This window comes from Azospirillum sp. P4_B5, assembly GCF_056402275.1.
This window is the reverse complement of the sequence record NZ_JBFUHT010000006.1, coordinates 24656-43508: the sequence shown is the minus strand read 5'-3', so window position 1 is coordinate 43508 and position 18853 is coordinate 24656. Positions and strand designations below refer to the sequence as shown.

General features: G+C 70.2%; 19 protein-coding genes and 1 pseudogene. 11 read left to right on the top strand and 9 right to left on the bottom strand.

Annotated features, from left to right (window positions below; translation table 11 throughout):
* Positions 1-75: 75 nt before the first annotated feature.
* Complete coding sequence (locus tag AC1DVI_RS06250; RefSeq protein ID WP_476957191.1) at positions 76-2382, bottom strand: hybrid sensor histidine kinase/response regulator; 2307 nt, start codon at positions 2380-2382, stop codon at positions 76-78.
* A gap of 183 nt (positions 2383-2565) precedes the next feature.
* On the opposite strand from AC1DVI_RS06250, the gene AC1DVI_RS06245 reads away from it, so the two are divergent.
* From AC1DVI_RS06245 to rsmA, 5 genes and pseudogenes are all read left to right on the top strand, one after another.
* A complete protein-coding gene (locus tag AC1DVI_RS06245) occupies positions 2566-3120 on the top strand; it encodes a hypothetical protein (protein ID WP_476957190.1) in 555 nt (184 codons plus the stop codon).
* A gap of 76 nt (positions 3121-3196) precedes the next feature.
* Complete coding sequence (locus AC1DVI_RS06240; protein ID WP_149165285.1) at positions 3197-4006, top strand: lytic transglycosylase domain-containing protein; 810 nt, start codon at positions 3197-3199, stop codon at positions 4004-4006.
* 28 nt (positions 4007-4034) lie between these two features.
* The gene (locus tag AC1DVI_RS06235; RefSeq protein ID WP_476957189.1) at positions 4035-4886 is read left to right on the top strand and encodes an alpha/beta fold hydrolase; all 852 of its coding nucleotides are present in this window, start codon (positions 4035-4037) and stop codon (positions 4884-4886) included.
* A gap of 119 nt (positions 4887-5005) precedes the next feature.
* The gene (locus tag AC1DVI_RS06230) at positions 5006-5572 is read left to right on the top strand and encodes a hypothetical protein (RefSeq protein WP_476957188.1); all 567 of its coding nucleotides are present in this window, start codon (positions 5006-5008) and stop codon (positions 5570-5572) included.
* An 82-nt stretch (positions 5573-5654) separates the two neighbouring features.
* Positions 5655-6290 (top strand): annotated as a pseudogene (rsmA, locus tag AC1DVI_RS06225) (16S rRNA (adenine(1518)-N(6)/adenine(1519)-N(6))-dimethyltransferase RsmA); the annotation flags it as partial.
* A 193-nt stretch (positions 6291-6483) separates the two neighbouring features.
* Here rsmA and gmk read toward each other — a convergent pair.
* Together gmk and AC1DVI_RS06215 are read right to left on the bottom strand one after the other, a co-directional pair.
* Positions 6484-7131, bottom strand: coding sequence for a guanylate kinase (gene gmk / locus AC1DVI_RS06220; RefSeq protein ID WP_237905785.1), 648 nt, complete (start codon positions 7129-7131; stop codon positions 6484-6486).
* A gap of 10 nt (positions 7132-7141) precedes the next feature.
* On the bottom strand, positions 7142-8008 hold the full coding sequence (locus AC1DVI_RS06215; protein ID WP_476957187.1) for a YicC/YloC family endoribonuclease: 867 nt from the start codon (positions 8006-8008) through the stop codon (positions 7142-7144).
* Between the two features lie 124 nt (positions 8009-8132).
* Between AC1DVI_RS06215 and AC1DVI_RS06210 the strand changes: the two genes are divergently transcribed.
* Positions 8133-8894, top strand: coding sequence for an SDR family NAD(P)-dependent oxidoreductase (locus AC1DVI_RS06210; RefSeq protein WP_476957186.1), 762 nt, complete (start codon positions 8133-8135; stop codon positions 8892-8894).
* A 9-nt stretch (positions 8895-8903) separates the two neighbouring features.
* Here AC1DVI_RS06210 and AC1DVI_RS06205 read toward each other — a convergent pair whose 3' ends face one another.
* From AC1DVI_RS06205 to AC1DVI_RS06195, 3 genes are all read right to left on the bottom strand, one after another.
* Complete coding sequence (locus AC1DVI_RS06205) at positions 8904-9416, bottom strand: class I SAM-dependent methyltransferase (RefSeq protein WP_236778273.1); 513 nt, start codon at positions 9414-9416, stop codon at positions 8904-8906.
* A 245-nt stretch (positions 9417-9661) separates the two neighbouring features.
* Complete coding sequence (locus AC1DVI_RS06200) at positions 9662-10366, bottom strand: exopolysaccharide biosynthesis protein (protein WP_476957185.1); 705 nt, start codon at positions 10364-10366, stop codon at positions 9662-9664.
* Positions 10363-12258, bottom strand: a complete 1896-nt coding sequence (locus AC1DVI_RS06195) for an ABC-F family ATP-binding cassette domain-containing protein (protein ID WP_476957184.1) — start codon at positions 12256-12258, stop codon at positions 10363-10365. Before AC1DVI_RS06195 ends, AC1DVI_RS06200 begins: the two co-directional genes overlap by 4 nt.
* A 215-nt stretch (positions 12259-12473) precedes the next feature.
* Between AC1DVI_RS06195 and ndk the strand changes: the two genes are divergently transcribed.
* Entirely contained in the window at positions 12474-12896 is a 423-nt protein-coding gene (ndk, locus tag AC1DVI_RS06190; RefSeq protein WP_145623832.1) for a nucleoside-diphosphate kinase, read from the top strand.
* A gap of 172 nt (positions 12897-13068) precedes the next feature.
* Positions 13069-13548: a hypothetical protein gene (locus AC1DVI_RS06185; protein ID WP_476957183.1), complete on the top strand. Its 480-nt coding sequence runs from the start codon at positions 13069-13071 to the stop codon at positions 13546-13548.
* Positions 13549-13590: 42 nt separating this feature from the next.
* Here AC1DVI_RS06185 and AC1DVI_RS06180 read toward each other — a convergent pair whose 3' ends face one another.
* The 3 genes from AC1DVI_RS06180 to purM form a co-directional block, all read right to left on the bottom strand.
* Positions 13591-13740 (bottom strand): aa3-type cytochrome c oxidase subunit IV, encoded by a 150-nt coding sequence (locus tag AC1DVI_RS06180; protein WP_109072472.1) that lies wholly within the window; start codon positions 13738-13740, stop codon positions 13591-13593.
* A 100-nt stretch (positions 13741-13840) separates the two neighbouring features.
* Positions 13841-14509 (bottom strand): phosphoribosylglycinamide formyltransferase, encoded by a 669-nt coding sequence (gene purN, locus AC1DVI_RS06175; RefSeq protein WP_476957182.1) that lies wholly within the window; start codon positions 14507-14509, stop codon positions 13841-13843.
* Positions 14497-15531 (bottom strand): phosphoribosylformylglycinamidine cyclo-ligase, encoded by a 1035-nt coding sequence (gene purM, locus AC1DVI_RS06170; RefSeq protein ID WP_476957181.1) that lies wholly within the window; start codon positions 15529-15531, stop codon positions 14497-14499. Before purM ends, purN begins: the two co-directional genes overlap by 13 nt.
* 156 nt (positions 15532-15687) lie before the next feature.
* Here purM and AC1DVI_RS06165 point away from each other — a divergent pair, with 156 nt between their 5' ends.
* The 3 genes from AC1DVI_RS06165 to AC1DVI_RS06155 all read left to right on the top strand — a co-directional run bounded on the left by AC1DVI_RS06165 (position 15688) and on the right by AC1DVI_RS06155 (position 18849).
* Positions 15688-17142, top strand: coding sequence for a DUF2066 domain-containing protein (locus AC1DVI_RS06165; RefSeq protein WP_476957180.1), 1455 nt, complete (start codon positions 15688-15690; stop codon positions 17140-17142).
* 88 nt (positions 17143-17230) lie between these two features.
* Positions 17231-17791, top strand: coding sequence for a CDP-alcohol phosphatidyltransferase family protein (locus AC1DVI_RS06160; protein WP_476957179.1), 561 nt, complete (start codon positions 17231-17233; stop codon positions 17789-17791).
* Positions 17788-18849 carry an AI-2E family transporter gene (locus AC1DVI_RS06155; protein WP_476957178.1) on the top strand — a complete coding sequence of 354 codons (1062 nt, stop codon included), beginning with the start codon at positions 17788-17790 and terminating at the stop codon, positions 18847-18849. The genes AC1DVI_RS06160 and AC1DVI_RS06155 overlap by 4 nt, the downstream gene beginning before the upstream one ends.
* Positions 18850-18853 lie beyond the last annotated feature (4 nt).

Below are 18853 nucleotides of genomic sequence, written 5' to 3'. Positions count from 1 at the left end.
GCCATTTTCCAAGACCATAAGCGGGGCGGAGCGCGCTTTCAACCACACTCGGGACTCGGCTGGAAGCGGCGGTGCCTACGCCGCGGAGGTCAGCGCGTTGCGCAGCTCCTCCGGCGCCACCGGCTTGTGCAGGAGGCGGTGGCCGCTCTGCTGGACCTCGGCGATGCGCGCGGGGTCGGTGTCGCCGGTCAGCACCAGCGCGGGCACCCGCACCCCGCACACGCCGTAGATGTCCCGGATGGCCTGAAGACCGGTCCGCCCCTCGCGCAGGCGGTAATCGGCGACGATCATGTCGGGGCGCTGGCCGAGGCTGGTCAGCGTGCCCACCGCCTCGTCGGCGGAGACGGCGGCCACCACCTCGTACCCCCATTCCTCCAGCATGGTCCGCATGGAGAGCAGGATGATGGCGTCGTCCTCCACCACCACGACCAGACCCTTTCCGCCGTTGGCGGCGGGCTGGGCGGCCGGGCGGCAGGTCTTCATCACTTGGCGCGGCGCGACCGACGGCACGGTCAGGCCGAAGGCGCTGCCCCGTCCCGGCCGGGAGCGCAGGGTCACCTCGTGGCCGAGCAGACCGGCCAGCCGCCTCACGATGGCGAGCCCCAGCCCCAGCCCCTTGCGCCGGTCGCGCTCGGGGTTGGCGAGTTGGGCGAACTCGACGAACACCTCGTCGCGCTTGTCCTCGGGGATGCCGATGCCGGTGTCAAGCACCTCGACCCGCAGGCCGTTGCCGGTGCGGCGGCAGCCGATCAGGATCCGCCCGCTCTCCGTGTAGCGGATGGCGTTCTCCACGAGATTGCGCAGGATGCGCTCGACCAGCGCCGGGTCGCTGCGCGTCCAGGCGTCGGTGGGGACGTGGCGCAACGCGATCCCCACCTCCTCCGCGCGGCCCCGGTATTCCTCGGCCAAACGCTGCAACAGGGGACCCAGCGCGAATTCCGTCACCGCGGGGGTGACCGCCCCGGCGTCCAGCCGCGACACGTCCAGCAGGCTGTCCAGCAGGGTGCGCAGGCCGTTCAGCGACTCGCTCATGCTGGCCAGCAGGGGGGAGGCGGGATGGCCGTCGAGTCGGTCGGACAGGGCGTGGGCGAAGAAGAACAGCGACTGCACGGGCTGGCGCAGGTCGTGGCTGGCCGCGGCGAGGAACTTGGTCTTGGCCATGTCCGCCCGTTCGGCTTTGTCGCGGGCGGCCAGCGCCTCCTCGCGGGCGCGCTCCGCCTCCGCCTTGGCACGGTGCAGGGCGACCTCCGCCGCCTTGCGGGCGGTGATGTCGCGCATGATGCCGGTGAACAGGCGCTGCCGCCCGTCGTGCCATTGGGCCACCGACAACTCCAGCGGGAAGAGGGAGCCGTCCTTGCGTCGTCCCTCCACCTCGCGCCCGATGCCGATGATCCGCCGCTCGCCGGTTTCGCGGAAATGCGCCATGTAGCCGTCATGGGCGGAGCGGTGCGGCTCCGCCATCAAGATGCGGACGTTCGCGCCGATGGCCTCTTCCGCGCCGTAGCCGAAGGTCGTCTCGGCCGCCCGGTTGAAGGACTGGATGGTGCCGGTCTCGTCGATCACCACGATTGGGTCCACGGCGGTGTCGACGACGGAGCGGTAACGCGCCTCCTGCCCCGCCGCGCGCTCCGCCGAACGGCGGCGGTCGATCAGGACGGAGAGCAGCCCCAGCGAGAGAATCAGCAGCGTCCCGATCCCGGTTCCCACGGCGAGAGACGGCGTGGACAGCACGAGGCCGAGGTCGTCCCCGGCCGGAACGGCGTCCAGATGGGCGGCGTGCCCAATGGCTTTCCCAATGGTGTTCTCGACGGCGCTGGCGGCGGCCATGCCGACGTAATGCATGCTGACCACCGCGGCGCCGAGCACCAGCGCGCCGAACAGGCGCTGCAGGGGGCTGGCCGTGCGGAAGGCGAGCCAGAGCGCGGCGGTGGAGGCGGCGACGGCGATGACCACCGACGCGGCGACCAGAAGCGTGTCGTAGATCAGCGGCACCGGCAGCCGCATGCCGGCCATGCCGACGTAATGCATGGCGACGATCCCGAATCCGGTCAGCATACCCGCCGCCGCCAGGGTCGCCCGGCCCCCCCCGCCATGCGCGACGGCGAACAGTCCGGTCCCGGACACCCCGACCGCCAGGAGAAAGGACAACGCGGTCAGCAGGATGTCGTAGGACACCGGCACGGGCATGCGCATCGCCATCATGCCGATGAAGTGCATCGACCAGATCCCCGCCCCCAGGGCGAGCGCCGCGGCGCCCAGCCAGCCGTTCCGCCCCCGCCCGGCCTCCCGCGCGTGAGAGGCGAGGTCCAGAGCCACATAGCCGCCGAAAGAGGCGACGACAACGGACAGCGCAACGAGGTAAGGATCGTAATGGCCGAGCACGATGGGGCGCACCGAGAGTGGACGAGAGGACGGACGCGCAATGGCAATAACGTTTGATAGTGGAAATCCGCAGCGAACCCAAGCCGGCGAAACGCCCCTGTACGCCTGACGAAAGACCTAATGGCTACCTCGAACGGAAGTTCCTCCTCTCGGAGCTTGGGTCGGAGCTTGGGTCGGAGGCTGGTGGGACCGCTGCGCCGCTTCGTGCTGCGGCCGCTGCTGACCGTCGCGGCGCTGGTCTACTTCCTGATCGACGCGGTCGCGCTGGAGGCGGTGCGCCCGCTGGCCGCCTGGATCGGCCGGCAGCGCTTCGCCGAACGGCTGGCCGCGCGCATCCGCCGGCTCAGCCCCTATCCGACGCTGGCGCTGTTCGTGGTTCCGCTGGTGATTCTGGAGCCGTTGAAGCCGGTCGGCCTGTATCTGATGGGGACCGGGCATGCGGTCCAGGGCGCGCTGCTGCTCGGTGGCGTGGAACTGGTGAAGGTCACGCTGGTGGAGCGGCTGTTCCACATTGGCAAGGACAAGCTGCTGACCATCCCGGCCTTCGCCTGGTGCTACGTGCGGGTGGTGCGCTGGCTGGCCTGGCTGACCGCCCTGCCGCCCTGGCTGGCCGCCATGCGGGTGGTGGGGCGGGTGGTGGGGCGGGTGCGCGAGGCGATTCGTCCGGCGCTGGCGGTGGTTCGCGGCTGGGCGCGGTCGCTGCGCGGCCGCCTGCGCGCTGTGTCGAAAAGAGGGTAACCCTGTCCTGCGCTTGCCGCGACTTGCGGGCAGCCTCATATCAATGCGGTTTTGCAGACCGTTCCAAGGCCAACCCGTGCGTTTCCTCCCCCTGATGTTCGCCCTTCTCGTTGCTTTGGCGGCCCCCGCCGCCCTTGCCGCGGGCAAGTCCGGCTCCGTTTCCTCGCGCGAGTCGCGCATGGCCGACTGCGAGGCGGCGGAGAAGGGCGATCCGGAGGCGTCCTACCGCATGGCGCGGCGCTTCCTGTTCGGCGTCGGGGTGAAGCGCGACCAGCGGGTCGGCACGGCGTGGCTGCGCGCCGCGGCGTCGCGCGGCCACAAGGAGGCGCGGCGGCTGGTCGCCTATGTGCCGGGCCGCATGGGCCATGTCCGTCCCTGGTGCCGCCCCGGCGCGGCCCCGCTGCGCGAGGCGTCGCCACCGCCGCCGGAAATCATCGCGCTGGTCCACAAGACCGCGCCCCAATACGGGCTGGATCCGGCGCTGGTCATGGCGGTGATCCGGGTGGAGAGCGCCTTCCGTTCCGACGCGGTGTCGCCCAAGGAGGCGGCGGGGCTGATGCAGCTCATCCCCGACACGGCGGAGCGCTTCGGGGTGTCCGACGTCTTCGACCCCGCCCAGAACATCCGCGGCGGCGTACGCTACCTGCGCTGGCTCTTGGCCTATTTCCAGGGGGACGTTACGCTGGCCCTTGCCGGCTACAACGCGGGGGAGCGGGCCGTGGACCGCTACCGGGGCGTTCCGCCCTACGAGGAGACGCGGAACTACGTGCGCTCCATCCGCCGCTTGTACGACGCACCGCGGCATCCCTTCGACGCCGCGGTGGCGGACCCGTCGCCCATGGTCGTCCGGCAGGCGGCGGAGCTGGCGAAGCCCGGCAAGGGCTGAGGACGAACCAACAGGGGAGGGGCCGCCCGTGCCGATGTCCGAACGCAGCTTTCTCGGTCTCAGCGCGGCGGGGTTCCACCGCGTCGCCTACACCCAGTGGGGGCGCGAGGACGCGTCCCGCACCGCCGTCTGCGTGCATGGCCTGACCCGCAACGGCCGCGATTTCGACGCGCTGGCGCTCGATCTGGCCGACCGCTACCGCGTCGCCTGCCCGGATGTGGTGGGGCGCGGCAAGAGCGGCCGGCTGAGCAACCCGACGCTCTACGGCTACCCGCAATATTGCGCCGACATGGCGGCGCTGATCGCCCGGCTGGGGGTGGAATCGGTGGATTGGGTCGGCACCTCCATGGGCGGGCTGATCGGCATGCTGCTGGCCGCCCAGCCGGACAGCCCGATCCGCCGGCTGGTCGTCAACGACATCGGCCCCTTCATCCCGAAGGCGGGCTTGCAGCGCATCGCCGATTACGTCGGCAAGGACCCGGTGTTCGAGGATCTGGCGGCGGTGGAGTCCTACCTGCGCTTCGTCCTGATGGGCTTCGGGCGGCTTTCCGACGAGGCGTGGCGCCACATGGCCGAGCACAGCGCCCGCCTGCGCCCGGACGGCTGCTACGGCCTCGCATACGACCCGGCCATCGCCGAGGCGTTCAAGGCGCAGCCGATGGAGGACGTCGACCTTTGGGCCGTCTGGGACCGCATCCGCTGCCCGGTGCTGGTGCTGCGTGGCGCCACCTCGGACATTCTGCCGGCGGAGACGGCGGAGGAGATGACCCGCCGCGGCCCCAAGGCCCGTCTGATGGAGTTCGCCCACACCGGCCACGCCCCGGCGCTGATGACCGGGGACCAGATCGCCGCGGTGCGCGACTTCCTTCTGGAGGATTGACGGGGGTACCCCGGCTTGGGCGCGGCATGCGGCCCGGAATCCGGCTGGCTATGGCCGCGCTCCTGGCTTAGCATCGCTGCCAAGGTCGCACCGCAACGATGGTCCGGAGGCCCGACGCCATGAGGGGTTTCGCCGCGCTCGTCCTGTTGCTGTCCTTCATGTTTCTGCCCTTCGTCTCAGGGCCGGTTCAGGCCCGCGACGCTCTGGACTGGCTGTCGCGGGAACCGGTGACCCTGCTCGACTGGGGCATGACCCGGCTGCGCGGCGACCTGCACGACACGGTGGACGGGCTGTCCCGCGATCTGCGGACGGAGGTGTCGCGCAGCGGCGTCTTCTACCGCTTTCAGGACCGGCGGATCGTCGCCTACGCCAACTTCGTCGATCTGCCGCGCAATCGGACCGAGGAGGTGTGCAAGGACGTCTACACCCGGCTGGCCGGCGCGCTGGTCCGCGGCGGGCCGCAGGGAGCCGGCGGGGCGGCCTGGTATCTGGAAAGCGTCTTCAGCCACGATTCCCAGGGCGGCGACCGGCCCCAGGATCTCGGCGATCAGCTGGCCGACACGGTGGTCCTGCAGGTGACCATCGGGCCGAAGCCGTCCCAGGCCTTCGACGACGGGCGCCGCATCACCTGCACGGGCCGTCTCGACGCCGCGCCGGAGAACATCGCGCTCAAAAGCGAAGGGTGACGATGATGCGCGGCAGATGACGGCGGGCTTGCGCCGTCCTATAAGTGCGGCCATGACCGACGCCACGCCCGACTCCGCCCCCATGCCCACCGCTTTCGATCCGCAGGCCCTGCCGCCGCTGCGCGACGTGATCGCCCGCTTCGGGCTGGATGCCCGCAAGGCGCTGGGGCAGAACTTCCTGCTCGACCTCAACCTGACGGGGCGCATCGCGCGCTCGGCGGGCGACATGACCGGCGTGACGGTCGTGGAGATCGGTCCCGGGCCGGGTGGGCTGACCCGTGCCCTTCTGGCGACCAAGGCGAAGCAGGTCATCGCCATCGAGCGCGACCACCGTTTCATCGAGGCGTTGCAGGACGTGATCCAGGCGGCGGACGGGCGGCTGTCCATCGTCGAGGGCGACGCGCTGGAGGTCGACCCCATTCACATCGCCCCGGCCCCGCGGGCCATCGTGGCGAACCTGCCCTACAACGTGGCGACGCCGCTGCTGATCGGCTGGCTGGGGCGGATCGAGGAGTTCGTCAGCCTGACGCTGATGTTCCAGAAGGAGGTCGCGGACCGTCTGGTCGCCAAGCCGGGCAGCAAGGCCTACGGCCGCCTGTCGGTCATCACGCAGTGGCGGTCGGACGCGCGGGTGCTGTTCAACCTGCCGGCCAAGGCCTTCACCCCGCCGCCCAAGGTGGAGTCCACCATCGTCCACCTGACCCCGCGCGCCAACCCGGAGCCAGCAGATGGACGTCATCAGCCGCACCTTCCATGGGGCGCATTGAGAAGAGTCTGAGTCGCGACGCCTTGCCCCCTCCCTAACCCTCCCCCGCTGACGCAGGGGAGGGGATAATTCCCTCCCTTGCGAAGCGGGGGAGGGAAGGGGCCCACGCGGAGCGTGGGAAGGGTGGGGGCAATGCGCCGTCGCCTTACAGCGCCGCCTGCACGCTCTCCACAAACGCAGGCATCCCGACCTGCCGCGTCCGGCGCAGCCGCTCGGCGCGCAGGATGGCCTGGACCGCCGTGACGCTCTCGTCGACGTCGTTGTTGACGATCACGTAATCGTACTCGCCCCAGTGGCTGATCTCGTCCGACGCCTTCGCCATGCGCTGGGCGATCACCTCCGCCGAGTCCTGGCCGCGCGAGTGCAGGCGGCGCTCCAGCTCGGTGCCCGAGGGCGGCAGGACGAAGATGCTGACCAGATCGGCTCGGGCGTTGGCCGCCAGCTGCTGCATGCCCTGCCAGTCGATGTCGAACAGAACGTCGCGCCCGGCGCTCAGCGCGGTCTCCACGGCGTGGCGCGGCGTGCCGTAGCAGTTGCCGAACACGCGGGCGTGCTCCAGCAACTCGCCCTGGCCGGCCATGCGGTCGAACTCCGGCATGTCGACGAAATAGTAATGGACGCCCGGCTGCTCGCCGGGGCGCATCGGACGGGTGGTGACGGACACCGACAGGGTGATGCCGGGGTCGCGGTCCAGCAGGCGGCGCGAAATGGTGGTCTTGCCCGCCCCGGAGGGGGAGGACAGCACGAGCATCAGGCCGCGCCGGGCGATCTTCGTGTTCATGGTCTCGGGCATGGGGCGGGTGTCACTCGATGTTCTGGACCTGCTCGCGAAGCTGCTCGATGGAGGCTTTCAGCGACAGGCCGATGCGGGTCAGCTCCACGTCCGCGGACTTGGAGCACAGGGTGTTGGCTTCGCGGTTGAATTCCTGGCACAGAAAGTCGAAGCGGCGGCCGATGGCGCCCCCCTCCGCCAGCATGTCGCGGGCGGCCTGGATATGGGCGCGCAGGCGGTCCATCTCCTCGCGCACGTCGGCCTTGGCGATCAGGATGGCGGCCTCCTGGACGAGCCGCTCCTCCGGCAGGGCCGGCGCGGCGTCGAGCAGGGCGGCGACCTGATTGCGCAGCCGTTCGCGCAAAGCCTCGGGCTGGGTGCTGGCGCAGGCGGCGGCGGCGGTGATCAGCCGCTCGATCTCGTCGAGATGGCCGTTCAGGACGGTGACCAGACGCGCCCCCTCCGACAGGCGGGCGGTGACCAGTTCGCCGATCAGCCGGCCGAGGTCGGCCTTCAGCGCGGCCTCCACCCGCTCCCGCGCCTCGCCCTCGTCCTCCTCCACCGGTTCGATGATGCCACGGACGGCGAGCAGCGAATCGAGCCGCGGCGGCGCGGCGCCGGCGCCCTCGATCTCGCGCGCCAGCTCCAGCACCTGGGCGAGAAGCTCGCGGTTGATGCGGAGCTGCGACACCGACTGGCTGCGGGTGACGGTCAGGTTCAGGTTGACGCTGCCGCGGGCCAGCCGCTTGGGGATCTCGGCGCGGGCGGCGGCCTCCAGCGTGTCGAAGCCGGCGGGCTGGCGGCAGCGGATGTCGAGGTTGCGCCCGTTGACGCTCTTCACCTCGAAGGTCCAACTGTAGCCGTCGGCATGCCCGTCCACGCGTGCGAAACCGGTCATGCTGGATACGGCGGAGCGTTGGGCGGGCAAAGCGGCCTCGACGAGTATTTGTGGGATCGGGAGGCTCACGTTATAGCGTCGGGCGGCCAAGGCAACAAGCGTCAGGGACAAGGGGGACAGGGGCATGCGCGATCCGCGCTCGATCGTCATCACCGGGGCGTCCAGCGGCATCGGGGAGGAACTGGCCCGCGCCTACGCCGCTCCCGGCGTCGCGCTGGGCCTGAGCGGGCGCGACTCCGCGCGGCTGGAGGCGGTGGCGGAGCGCTGCCGTGCCGCCGGGGCGGCGGTGGAAACGGCGCTCGTCGACGCGGCGGACCGCGAGGCCATGGCGGCGTGGCTGACCGCGCTGGACGCCCGCGCGCCGGTCGATCTGGTCATCGCCAACGCCGGAATCTCCGCGGGCACCGGGGGCGGCGTGGAAAGCGCCGAGCAGGCGCGGCGCATCTTCCAGGTGAATGTGGATGGCGTGCTGAACAGCGTCCACCCGCTGCTGCCCGGCATGCAGGAGCGGCGGCGCGGACAGATCGCCCTGATGGCTTCGCTGGCCGGCTTCCGCGGCATGCCCGGCGCGCCCGCCTATTGCGCCAGCAAGGCGGCGGTGCGGGTCTATGGCGAGTCGCTGCGCGGCGATCTGGCGGGGCAGGGGATCGGCGTGACGGTGATCTGTCCGGGCTTCGTGAAAAGCCGGATGACCGCGGTGAACCGCTTCCCCATGCCCTTCCTGATGGAGACGGACCGCGCCGCCCGGGTCATCAAGAGCGGGCTGGCCCGCAACAAGGCGCGCATCGCCTTCCCCTGGCCGATGGCCGCCACCGTGTGGCTGCTGGCGGCTCTGCCGGTGGGCTTGACGGATGTCCTGCTGCGGCAGGCGCCGCGCAAGGAGTGATAGGGGGGATTACGGCTTGGCTTTCCAATAGCCCCAGACGGAGGCCGGCGGGACGTTCAGCGGGGTGAAGCCCAGCCGCTTGCCCTTGACGCCCAGCGCGCGCTGGTTCAGCGGCGACACGAGGCCGTAGGTATAGAGAACGAAGCGCCCGCCCTCGGGCAGGATGCGGAAACAGGCCTCGACGACCTCCTTCTGGGCGCGCATCGGCAGGTTCAGCATGGGGATGCCGATGACCACCGTGCCGACCTTGCCGACCAGCTCCGGGCCGAGGATGTCGGCGGCCTTGCGGCAGTCGTCATGGACGACGTTGACGTCCGGGTAATGGCCGCGCAGGAAGCGCGACAGATGGTCGTCGATCTCGAAGGTGAAGATGCGGTTGCCCGGAATGCCGCGCTGAAGCAGGGCCTTGGTGATGGCGCCGGTGCCGCCGCCGAACTCCACGACGACCTGATCCGGCCCGCACAGCACCTGCTCCCCGATCAGCCGGCAGAGCGCGCCCGAGGATGGTGTAACGGAACCCATGGAAAGGGGATTTGCCAACCAACGCTGGAAGAAAAGCCACGCGGCCGGCGGCGTCTTGCCGCTTTTCTGCTTCTCCGCGACGGTGATTTCCGTTGGTGTCATGATCGGCCTTTCGCCGTTGGCTGTTGAGCGTTTTACCCCGGGGCTAAACAAGCTGGAGCCTCAGGGGGTCCCGAACCTAACAATCCCAGAGCGCACTTATGTCGCATCCCGGGTTCCCCCGCAACCGGCCGAAGCGGCGGAAGCTATGCCATAAACGCGGGATATGACGGTGCAAGAGACAGCAAGGTCTGCCCGGCGTAGGACAGGCTGCTGGCGACCAGCGCGAAGAAGACCAGCGCGGCCACGGTGAGGGCGAGGCTGACCGCGACCGCGGCCCCGTCGCGCTCGATCAGGCCCAGCGACAGCAGGACGAGGGCGAAGCCGGGCAGCCAGCCGGTCAGCGGCAGCGGCACCACGCAGGTCAGCGACAGCAGAAGGACCAGCACGCCGAACCAGCGCTCTCCGTCGATGCTGGCGAAGCGGCTGTGGCGCGGTTTCAGCATTCGTTCGATGGCGGTCAGCCGCGGCATCGCCTTGTCGATCATCCGCGCGGCGAGCGACCGGCTGACCGAGCGGCGCAGAATCCAGCCGGGCAGGGCGGCGCCGCGCCTGCCGAAGGCCATCTGGGCGGAGAACAGCAGGATCGGCAGGTCGAACAGGCAGGACACGCCCAGCGGCACCGGCGCGATGGTGGGAAGCGACAGGGCCAGCAGGATGGTGCCCAGCGAGCGGTCGCCCAACGCCTTAATCAGGTCGCCCAGCGACACCCGCCCGTCCGGCAGGTTGGCGCGGAAGGCCGCCAGGACGTCGGAGGTCCGCTCCTCCCCATGGTCCTGGCGTCCCCGGCGGGCGACCGTGGCGGGGAGCGAGCCCGCTCCGGTGAAGGCCACGTTGCGCGGCACGCTCATACGCCGGCCTCCGCCGCCGCCGACTCATAGGCTTCGAGATGCTCCAGCCATGCCTCCTCGGCGGCGGACAGCTTCTTGTCCACGACGCCGAGATCGATCTGCAGCTTCCGCAGCTTGTCGCTGGGACCGCTGTAGAGGGCGGGATCGGCCAGTTTCGCCTCGATCTTGCGCTTCTCCTCGGTCAGCTTGTTGACCTGCGACTCCGCGTCGGTGGCCTTCTTCTTCAGCGGGGCCAGGGTGGCGCGGGCCTCCGCCGCGGCGCGGCGCTGGTCCTTGCGGCTCGCCCCGGCGTCCGCCGCCTCGCCGCCCTTGGCGGCGGCGCGCTCGGCCCGCGCGCGGTCCAGGAGGAAGCGGCGGTAGTCGTCGAGGTCGCCGTCGTAGGGCTGCACCGTGCCGTCGGCGACCAGCAGCAGCCGGTCGGCGGTCAGCTCGATCAGGTGCGGGTCGTGGCTGATGAGGATGACGGCGCCCTCGAACCCGTTGATCGCCTCGATCAGCGCCTCGCGGCTGTCCACGTCGAGATGGTTGGTCGGCTCGTCCAGCATCAGGATGTGCGGCGTCTCGCGGCTCATCAGGGCCAGCAGCAGCCGGGCCTTCTCGCCGCCCGACAGGTCGGAGATGCGGGTTTCCGCCTTGCTCTGCTGGAAGCCGAAGCGGCCGAGATGGGCGCGCACCTTCTCCTCCGGCGCCAGCGGCATGATGCGCTGGGTCTGCTGGATGGGGGTCAGGGACAGGTCCAACTCGTCCTGCTGGTGCTGGGCGAAATAGCCGACGCGCAGCTTGGTCGGGCGCTTCACCTCGCCGGCCATCGCCTCCAGCCGTCCGGCCAGCAGCTTCACCAGCGTCGATTTGCCGTTGCCGTTGGCGCCGAGCAGGGCGATGCGGTCGTCCATGTCGATGCGCAGGTTGACGCGGCGCAGGATGGCGCGGTCGCCGTAGCCGATGGTCACCCCGTCCAGCGAAATCAGCGGCGGGGGCATCTCGTCCGGCTGGGGGAAGTTGAAGACGACCTCGGCGTCGTCCTCCATCAGCGTGATGGTCTCCAGCTTCTCCAGCGCCTTCAGCCGGCTCTGCGCCTGCCGGGCCTTGGTCGCCTTGTAGCGGAAGCGTTCGACGAAGGCCATCATGTGCTTGCGCTTGGCCTCCTGCTTGGTCGCCATGGCCTGCAGCCGCTCCATGTTGGCGCGGCGCTGCTTGAGGAACTGGTCGTAGTTGCCGGCGTAGGTCACCAGCCGGCCCTGGTCCACATGGATGGTCGTCGTGGGGACCGAGTTCAAGAGGTCGCGGTCGTGGCTGACCAGCAGGATCGTGTGGGGGTAGTTCTTGAGGTACCCCTCAAGCCAGATGGTCGCCTCCAGGTCGAGGTGGTTCGTCGGCTCGTCGAGCAGCAGCAGGTCGGGCCGGGCGAACAGCACGCCGGCCAGCGCCACGCGCATCCGCCAGCCGCCCGAGAAGTCGGAGCAGGGCCGCGCCTGCGCGTCGGCGTCGAACCCCAGGCCGGAGAGCACCTGGGCGGCGCGCGACGGCGCCGAATGGGCCTCGATGTCGGCCAGCCGGGCGTGGATCTCGCCGATGCGCATCGGGTCGGTGGCCGTCTCGGCCTCGGCCAGCAGGGCGGTGCGCTCCGTGTCGGCGGCCAGGACGGCGTCGATCAGGGTGGTGGCGCCGCTCGGGGCCTCCTGCGCCACCATGCCGATCTTGGTGCCGGTGGGCACGCCGATGGCTCCGGCGTCCGTCTGGAGCTGGCCGGCGATGAGCTTGAGGAGGGTGGATTTTCCGGTGCCGTTGCGGCCGACCAGCGCCACGCGGTGGCCCTTCGACACGACCGCGGTGGCGCGGTCGAACAGCACACGTCCGCCGTAGCGGAACGTCAGGTCGTTGATGTGCAGCATATCGGCGCCGGTTTACCACGGGGAAACCGCGATTTGAAGCGCGACCCGCGGGGCAACCCTTCATGGCAGCCGCGCGGCGGCGCGCGGCGCGGCCTCGCGAAGCGGCCTCACGAACCGGTTGCCGTGGCCGAAAAGCGGCTATATAACCCCGCGCAACCGGCGCCCCGGCCAAACCAGCGGCGCCCATAACGCATTTCCAGCAGGAGCCCACCGCCATGGCCGTCGAACGCACCCTCTCGATCATCAAGCCCGATGCCACCCGCCGCAACCTGACCGGCAAGATCAACGCCAAGTTCGAGGACGGCGGCCTGCGCATCGTCGCGCAGAAGCGCGTCCAGCTGTCCCAGGCCCAGGCCGAGCAGTTCTACGGCGTGCATCGCGAGCGTCCGTTCTTCAACGACCTCGTCTCCTTCATGATCTCCGGCCCGGTCGTGCTCCAGGTCCTGGAAGGCGAGAACGCCATCGCCCGCAACCGCGAGATCATGGGCGCCACCAACCCGGCCAACGCCGCCGAGGGCACCATCCGCAAGGAGTTCGCCGAGTCGATCGAGGCCAACTCGGTGCACGGCTCCGACGCTCCGGAGACCGCCGCTCAGGAGATCGCCTTCTTCTTCGCCGGCATTGAGCTGGTGGGCTGATCGCGGCTCGTCCGCTTCGCAGCCTTGCGCGAAGGGCCGTCCCGACCGGGGCGGCCCTTTTCGATTCAGGCTCTTCCGCCCGCAACTTGTCGCCTGGACAGCGTAACGGCGTCGTGGACAGGCGTGGCGAAGTCGAGTATTCGGGGATTCTACCGCTAGGAGTACCCCCGCCATGGAAAATCCGCACGTCAAGCCGATCGTCGCGGCCCTGCTGGAACCGCTGCCGCCCCTCGTGAAGGGCAGGAACGACCTGAGCGATCCGGGCGTGGTGGAACTGCTGGTGCGCGGCTACGTCGACCAGTGCCTGGCGGCCTTCCAAGAGGTGCTGCGCGGCAACGTCGAGCAGGACGCGGCCATCGACGCGATCAACGCGCAGGCGACGGCCCTGAACGCGGTGTTCCTGGGGACCAGCGGCTTCGACACGGTGGTCGTCCATCCCTGGAACGCCGCCGACCAGCTCGGCCAGTTCCTTCAGGACACGGTGGGGCTGGATTTCCCGGCGGAGGATTGCGTGCGCGCCGCGCTGATCCACCTCGCGACGCACGTCATGCACGCCATTCAGGGCGGCACCGAGACGTGGGAGGAGCAGGTGGACGCTCTGGTCGGCGAAATGCGCGACCTGCTGCTGGGCCGTCTGCCGGACGGGGCGTAAGCGCCCCGCCGCGGCCGATCGGTCGGCGGCCGGATAGAGCCGCTAGACCAGGAAAATCGCCATGAAGACCAGCACGGCGATCACCCCTGCGGTCGCCAGCGTCATGAAGCGGGTGAAGGCGTGCCAGCCCGCCTCGTGACGGCGGACGACATCCTCGCTGACCGGATTGTGGCCGTGATCGGTAACCGCCATCGCGCTTTGCCTCCCCTTTTATGGTTCCGGCGGAGAATGTGGGGAGTGCGGACGGTTGCGGCAAGGGTCCCGCTTGGCCAAAGGCCCCGCTTGGGACGGCTCAGGCCGGCGGGTTGATGAGCGTCGGCAGCGCCGCCGCCGGGCCTGACAGGGTCACCCGGCCATCCTCGACGCGGGCGCGGCCCTCGGCGATCAGGCGCAGCGCCTGGGGGTAGAGCCGGTGCTCGGCCTCCAGCACGCGGACGGACAGCCGGTCGGCGTCGTCGCCGGGCAGGACCGGCACCGCGGCCTGGGCGATGATCGGCCCCTCGTCCATCTCCGAACGCACATAATGCACCGTGCAACCGTGGAAGCGCACCCCGGCGTCCAGCGCCCGCTGGTGCGTGTCCAGCCCCTTGAAGGAGGGCAGAAGCGACGGGTGGATGTTGATCATCCGGTCGTGCCAGCGCTCGACGAACCAGGGCGACAGCAGCCGCATGAAACCGGCCAGACAGACCAGTTCCACGCCCGCCTCGCGCAGGCGCGCGTCCATGGCCTCCTCGAACGACCGCTTGTCGCCGGGGAAGTCGCGGTGGCTGACCACGGCGACGGGCACTCCGGCGGATGCGGCACGTTCCAACCCATAGGCGTCGGCCTTGTTGGAGAGCACCAGCGCGATCTCCGCCGGAAAGTCCAGGGCGGCGCAGGCGTCGATCAACGCCTGCAGATTGCTGCCGCGCCCGGAGATCAGGACGCCAACCTTCAGAGAGTTTGGCGTCAGGCCGACCATGCCGTGTCCATGCCGGTGACGGTGACGCGGGCGTCGCCATCCTTGACCGCATGCACGGTACCGACGGTGAAGACCGTCTCGCCGCCCTGGGCCAGGATCTCGGCCGCCTGCTTCGCCTTGTCCGCCGGGACCACGACGACCATGCCGAGACCGGTGTTGAAGGTGCGCGCCATGTCCAGCGGGGTCAGACCGCCCGTCTTCATCAGCCAGTTGAAGACCGGAGGCAGCGGCCACGTGGATGCGTCGAGCGTGACGCCCAGCCCGTCCGGCAGGACGCGCGGGATGTTCTCGATCAGGCCGCCGCCGGTGATGTGTGCCATCGCCCGCACCGTGCCGGCGCGCACCGCGGCCAGCGTGCTCTTCACATAGATGCGGGTCGGGGTCAGCAGCGCCTCGCCCAGCGTCTTCCCGGCGTCCCAGGGGCAGGGCGAGTCGTAGCCGAGGCCGGACGTCTCGACCAGCTTGCGGACCAGCGAATAGCCGTTGGAATGCACGCCGGAGGAGGCGAGGCCGAGCACGACATCTCCGTCCTGCACGGTGGCGCCGGTCAGCGCGTCCTTGCGCTCCACCGCACCGACCGAGAAGCCGGCGAGGTCGTAGTCGCCCTCGGCGTACATGCCCGGCATTTCCGCCGTCTCGCCGCCGACCAGCGCGCAGCCGGCCTGCCGGCAGCCTTCCGCGATGCCGGCGACGATGGCGCGGCCCGCGGCGACGTCCAGCTTGCCCGTGGCGTAGTAGTCGAGGAACAGCAGCGGCTCCGCGCCCTGGACGACGAGGTCGTTCACGCACATCGCCACGAGGTCGATGCCCACCGTGTCGTGCCGGTTCGCCAGGATGGCGACCTTCAGCTTGGTGCCGACGCCGTCCGTGGTGGCGACGAGCAGCGGGTCGTGATACCCGGCCGCGCGCAGGTCGAACAGGGCGCCGAACCCGCCCAGCCCGGCGTCGGAGCCCGGGCGCGCGGTGGAACGGGCGAGCGGCTTGATCGCGTCAACGAGCGCGTTGCCCGCATCAATGTCCACGCCGGCCTGCTTGTAGGCGTCGGACGTGTTATTAGACTGGGTGCTGATGGTATCCTCGCTTGGGCTGAGCTATATACCTGGGCCACCTGAACCGGGTCATTTTGGGCCGGGTCATAAGGGAACGGGCCGAACATACTCGAATCGGAAGGCTTTGCAATGCTCCACCGCCGCCATGCGCCGCTGTTTGCGGGCTTCGCCGCCATCACCGTGGCCCTGGCCGTTCCGGCCGGCCCCGTGGACGCGCAGGTGCCCGGCGCCGCTCCACCCGCGGTGGCGGCGCCCGCGGCCGTTCCGGGGGCAGCTTCGGGGACGGTACCCGCGGCGGTTCCGGCGGCAGACCCCTTCACCGTGTCGGGCGTGAAGGTCGATGTCAGCGCGGCCAACGCCAACGCCGCCCGCGATCAGGCGATCCGCGACGCGCAGGTGAAGGCGTGGGCGGAGCTGTACAAGCGCCTCGTCCCCACCGCCCCCAGCGTGCCGCGGGTGTCGGACATCGAACTCGCCCGGCTGGTCCAGGGCTTCGAGATCGACGACGAGAAGGTGTCGGCCACCCGCTATGTCGGCAGCATCACCGTGCGCTTCCGCCCCAATTCCGTGCGCGAAACGCTGGCCGGCGGCGGCCAGCAGTATGTCGAGCCGCCGGCCCGGCCCTACGTGATCCTGCCGGTCACCGTCGTGGACGGGCGCCCCGTCCTGTGGGAGGACCGCACCGACTGGCGCGAGGCCTGGGAGGGTCGGCAAACCGGCGCCTCGCTGGTGCCGCTGGTCGTCCCGGATGGGGAGTTGGCTGACATCTCCGCCATCGGCGTGAACGAGGCGCTGTCCGGCGATCAGGAAGCTCTGGCCCGCATCGCCCAGCGCTACAACGCCGGGGGCGTGATCGTCGCCAAGACCGACCTGCCGGCGGGCGGTCTGGATCTCGGCCGTCCGCTGGCGGTCGAGGTGACCCACTACACCCCCGACGGCGCGCGGGACCAGCAGACGGTCAACGTGAAGGCCGACATGGCCGACCGGGCCGGCGACTTCCTGACCCGCGCGACCACCTTCGTGTCGGCCGCCATCGACGAATCCTACCGCCGCGACAACACCGTGGCGAGCGGGCCGGAGCAGGCGACGCTGGTGCGCGTGCCGCTGGCCAGCCTCAACGACTGGGTGGAGACGCGCAAGCGGCTGGGCATGGTCAACGCGGTCACCCGCACCGACGTGCTGTCGATCAGCCGCTACGAGGCGCTGGTCGCGCTGACCCACCGCGGCGACGTCGAGCGGCTGCGCCAGGCGCTGGCCCGCCGCGATCTCGGCCTCGCCCGCACCGGGGCGGTCGCAGCGCCGGTTCCGGTGCCCGTTCCGGGCCAGCCGCTCCCGCCGGTCGCGCCCACGCCGGAATGGCAGCTCCAGGTGCTGGCGAAGGGCGCCGGGGCGTCGTCCCTGGCACAGCCCGCCGCCGTTTCGCCGGCATCCGTCCCGGCGTCTCCGTCCGTCTTCTCGCCGGCCACCGCCGCGCCGTCGGCCTATCCCGGCGTGGCGCCGGCCCCGGTCGGCGCGCCGCAGGCGGCACCGGGGGCGCCGCCGCGCATTTTGGGCACGCTGCCGGCAGGCACGGCGCGCCCGTGACGGTAGAGGGCGTGACGGCGTTACAGACGGGCCGGTACCGGCCCTTGACGGGGCGCCGGCGCAAGGGACAACGGCAGAAGGCACCGCGGTGAGCATCCCGAACATCATCACCTTCGGCCGCATCCTGGTGGTGCCGGTCGCCGTCTATTTCATCCTGGCCGGGGAGCTGGGGGTCGCCTTCTGGCTGTTCGTCGGGGCGGGGGTTTCCGACGCCGTGGACGGCGCGGTGGCCCGCATGTTCCGCGCCCGCACGGTGCTCGGCGCCTATCTCGACCCGATCGCCGACAAGGCGCTGCTGGTCAGCGTCTACGTCTCGCTGGGCCACATCGGCGTGCTGCCGCTGTGGCTGGTCATCCTGGTGGTGTTCCGCGACCTGATGATCATCGGCGGGGTGATGCTGCTCTACACGCTGAAGGAGTCGCTGGCGATGCAGCCGCTCTACGTCAGCAAGATCAACACGGCGGTGCAGCTTGCCCTGGCGGCGGCGGTCCTTGCCCCGGCGGGGCTGGGGCTGCCCGACTTCCACCTGTTCGGGCGGGAGCTGGTGCCGCTGCTGATCTGGGCCTGCGCCGGAACCACGGTGCTGTCGGGGCTGGCCTACGTCTACCGCGGCGGTCTTCTGTTCAGCCGGCACGGAGGGGTGCCGTGACGGCGGGCAAGCAGATCCGCTTCTGGCTGATCGGCCTTGGCCTGTTCGTTCTGGTGCTGTGGCTTCTGTCCGGCATGCTGCTGCCCTTCGTGATGGGGCTGGCGGTCGCCTATCTATTGGACCCGGTGGTCGACCGGGTGGAACGATGGCGCCTGCCACGCTGGCTGGCGACGACGCTGGTGCTGCTGTCCTTCGTCCTGGTGCTGGTCCTGATGGTCCTGCTGCTGCTGCCATTGGTGCAGGCCCAGGTGTCCCACCTGATCGAGGTGCTTCCCAACTACGCCAACGCGGCGCGGGATCGGCTGCTGCCGATGCTGGACCGGCTGATCCACCGCCTGTCGACGGAGGATGTGGAGCGGCTGCGCGGCGCCGCCGGCAATTACGCCGGGGATGTCGTCGGCTGGGTCGGGCGGGTGCTGAAGCACATCCTGTCCGGCGGGCTGGCGCTGTTCGATGTGCTGTCGGTGATGTTCATCACGCCCATCGTGGCCTTCTACCTGATGCGCGATTGGGACATCCTGGTCGACAAGGTGAACGGCTGGCTGCCCCTGCACCACGCCGCGACCATCCGGGAGCAGGCGCGCGAGGTGGACGAGACGCTGGCCGGATTCGTCCGCGGGCAGGCGCTGGTCTGCCTCGTGCTCGGGGTGTTCTACGCGGTGGCGCTGTCGCTGGCGGGGCTGGATTTCGGGCTGGTGATCGGGCTGATGGCGGGGCTCCTGTCCTTCATCCCCTATGTCGGCTCGCTGTTCGGATTCGTGTCGAGCACCGGGCTGGCCCTGCTGCAGTTCGACGACCCGTGGCGGGTCGCCTTCGTCATCGCGATCTTCCTGTTCGGGCAGGCGGTGGAGGGCAACGTCCTGACGCCGAAGCTGGTGGGCGAGAAGGTCGGGCTGCACGCGGTCTGGGTGATCTTCGCCCTGCTGGCCGGCGGGTCGCTGTTCGGTTTCGTCGGCGTCCTGCTGGCGGTTCCGGTGGCGGCGGTGATCGGGGTGCTGACACGCTTCGCGTTGGGGCGCTATCTTGAGAGCCCCTACTACCGCGGTACCCCTTCCTGATGGC

Bases quoted from the DNA above. Each gene is read 5' to 3' on its own strand.
- AC1DVI_RS06230 (WP_476957188.1), top strand. From the start codon at position 5,006: ATGAGGGGTTTCGCCGCGCTCGTCCTGTTGCTGTCCTTCATGTTTCTG.
- gmk (WP_237905785.1), bottom strand. From the start codon at position 7,131: ATGCCCGAGACCATGAACACGAAGATCGCCCGGCGCGGCCTGATGCTC.
- AC1DVI_RS06215 (WP_476957187.1), bottom strand. From the start codon at position 8,008: ATGACCGGTTTCGCACGCGTGGACGGGCATGCCGACGGCTACAGTTGG.
- AC1DVI_RS06210 (WP_476957186.1), top strand. From the start codon at position 8,133: ATGCGCGATCCGCGCTCGATCGTCATCACCGGGGCGTCCAGCGGCATC.
- AC1DVI_RS06205 (WP_236778273.1), bottom strand. From the start codon at position 9,416: ATGGGTTCCGTTACACCATCCTCGGGCGCGCTCTGCCGGCTGATCGGG.
- AC1DVI_RS06200 (WP_476957185.1), bottom strand. From the start codon at position 10,366: ATGAGCGTGCCGCGCAACGTGGCCTTCACCGGAGCGGGCTCGCTCCCC.
- AC1DVI_RS06195 (WP_476957184.1), bottom strand. From the start codon at position 12,258: ATGCTGCACATCAACGACCTGACGTTCCGCTACGGCGGACGTGTGCTG.
- ndk (WP_145623832.1), top strand. From the start codon at position 12,474: ATGGCCGTCGAACGCACCCTCTCGATCATCAAGCCCGATGCCACCCGC.
- AC1DVI_RS06185 (WP_476957183.1), top strand. From the start codon at position 13,069: ATGGAAAATCCGCACGTCAAGCCGATCGTCGCGGCCCTGCTGGAACCG.
- AC1DVI_RS06180 (WP_109072472.1), bottom strand. From the start codon at position 13,740: ATGGCGGTTACCGATCACGGCCACAATCCGGTCAGCGAGGATGTCGTC.
- purN (WP_476957182.1), bottom strand. From the start codon at position 14,509: ATGGTCGGCCTGACGCCAAACTCTCTGAAGGTTGGCGTCCTGATCTCC.
- AC1DVI_RS06165 (WP_476957180.1), top strand. From the start codon at position 15,688: ATGCTCCACCGCCGCCATGCGCCGCTGTTTGCGGGCTTCGCCGCCATC.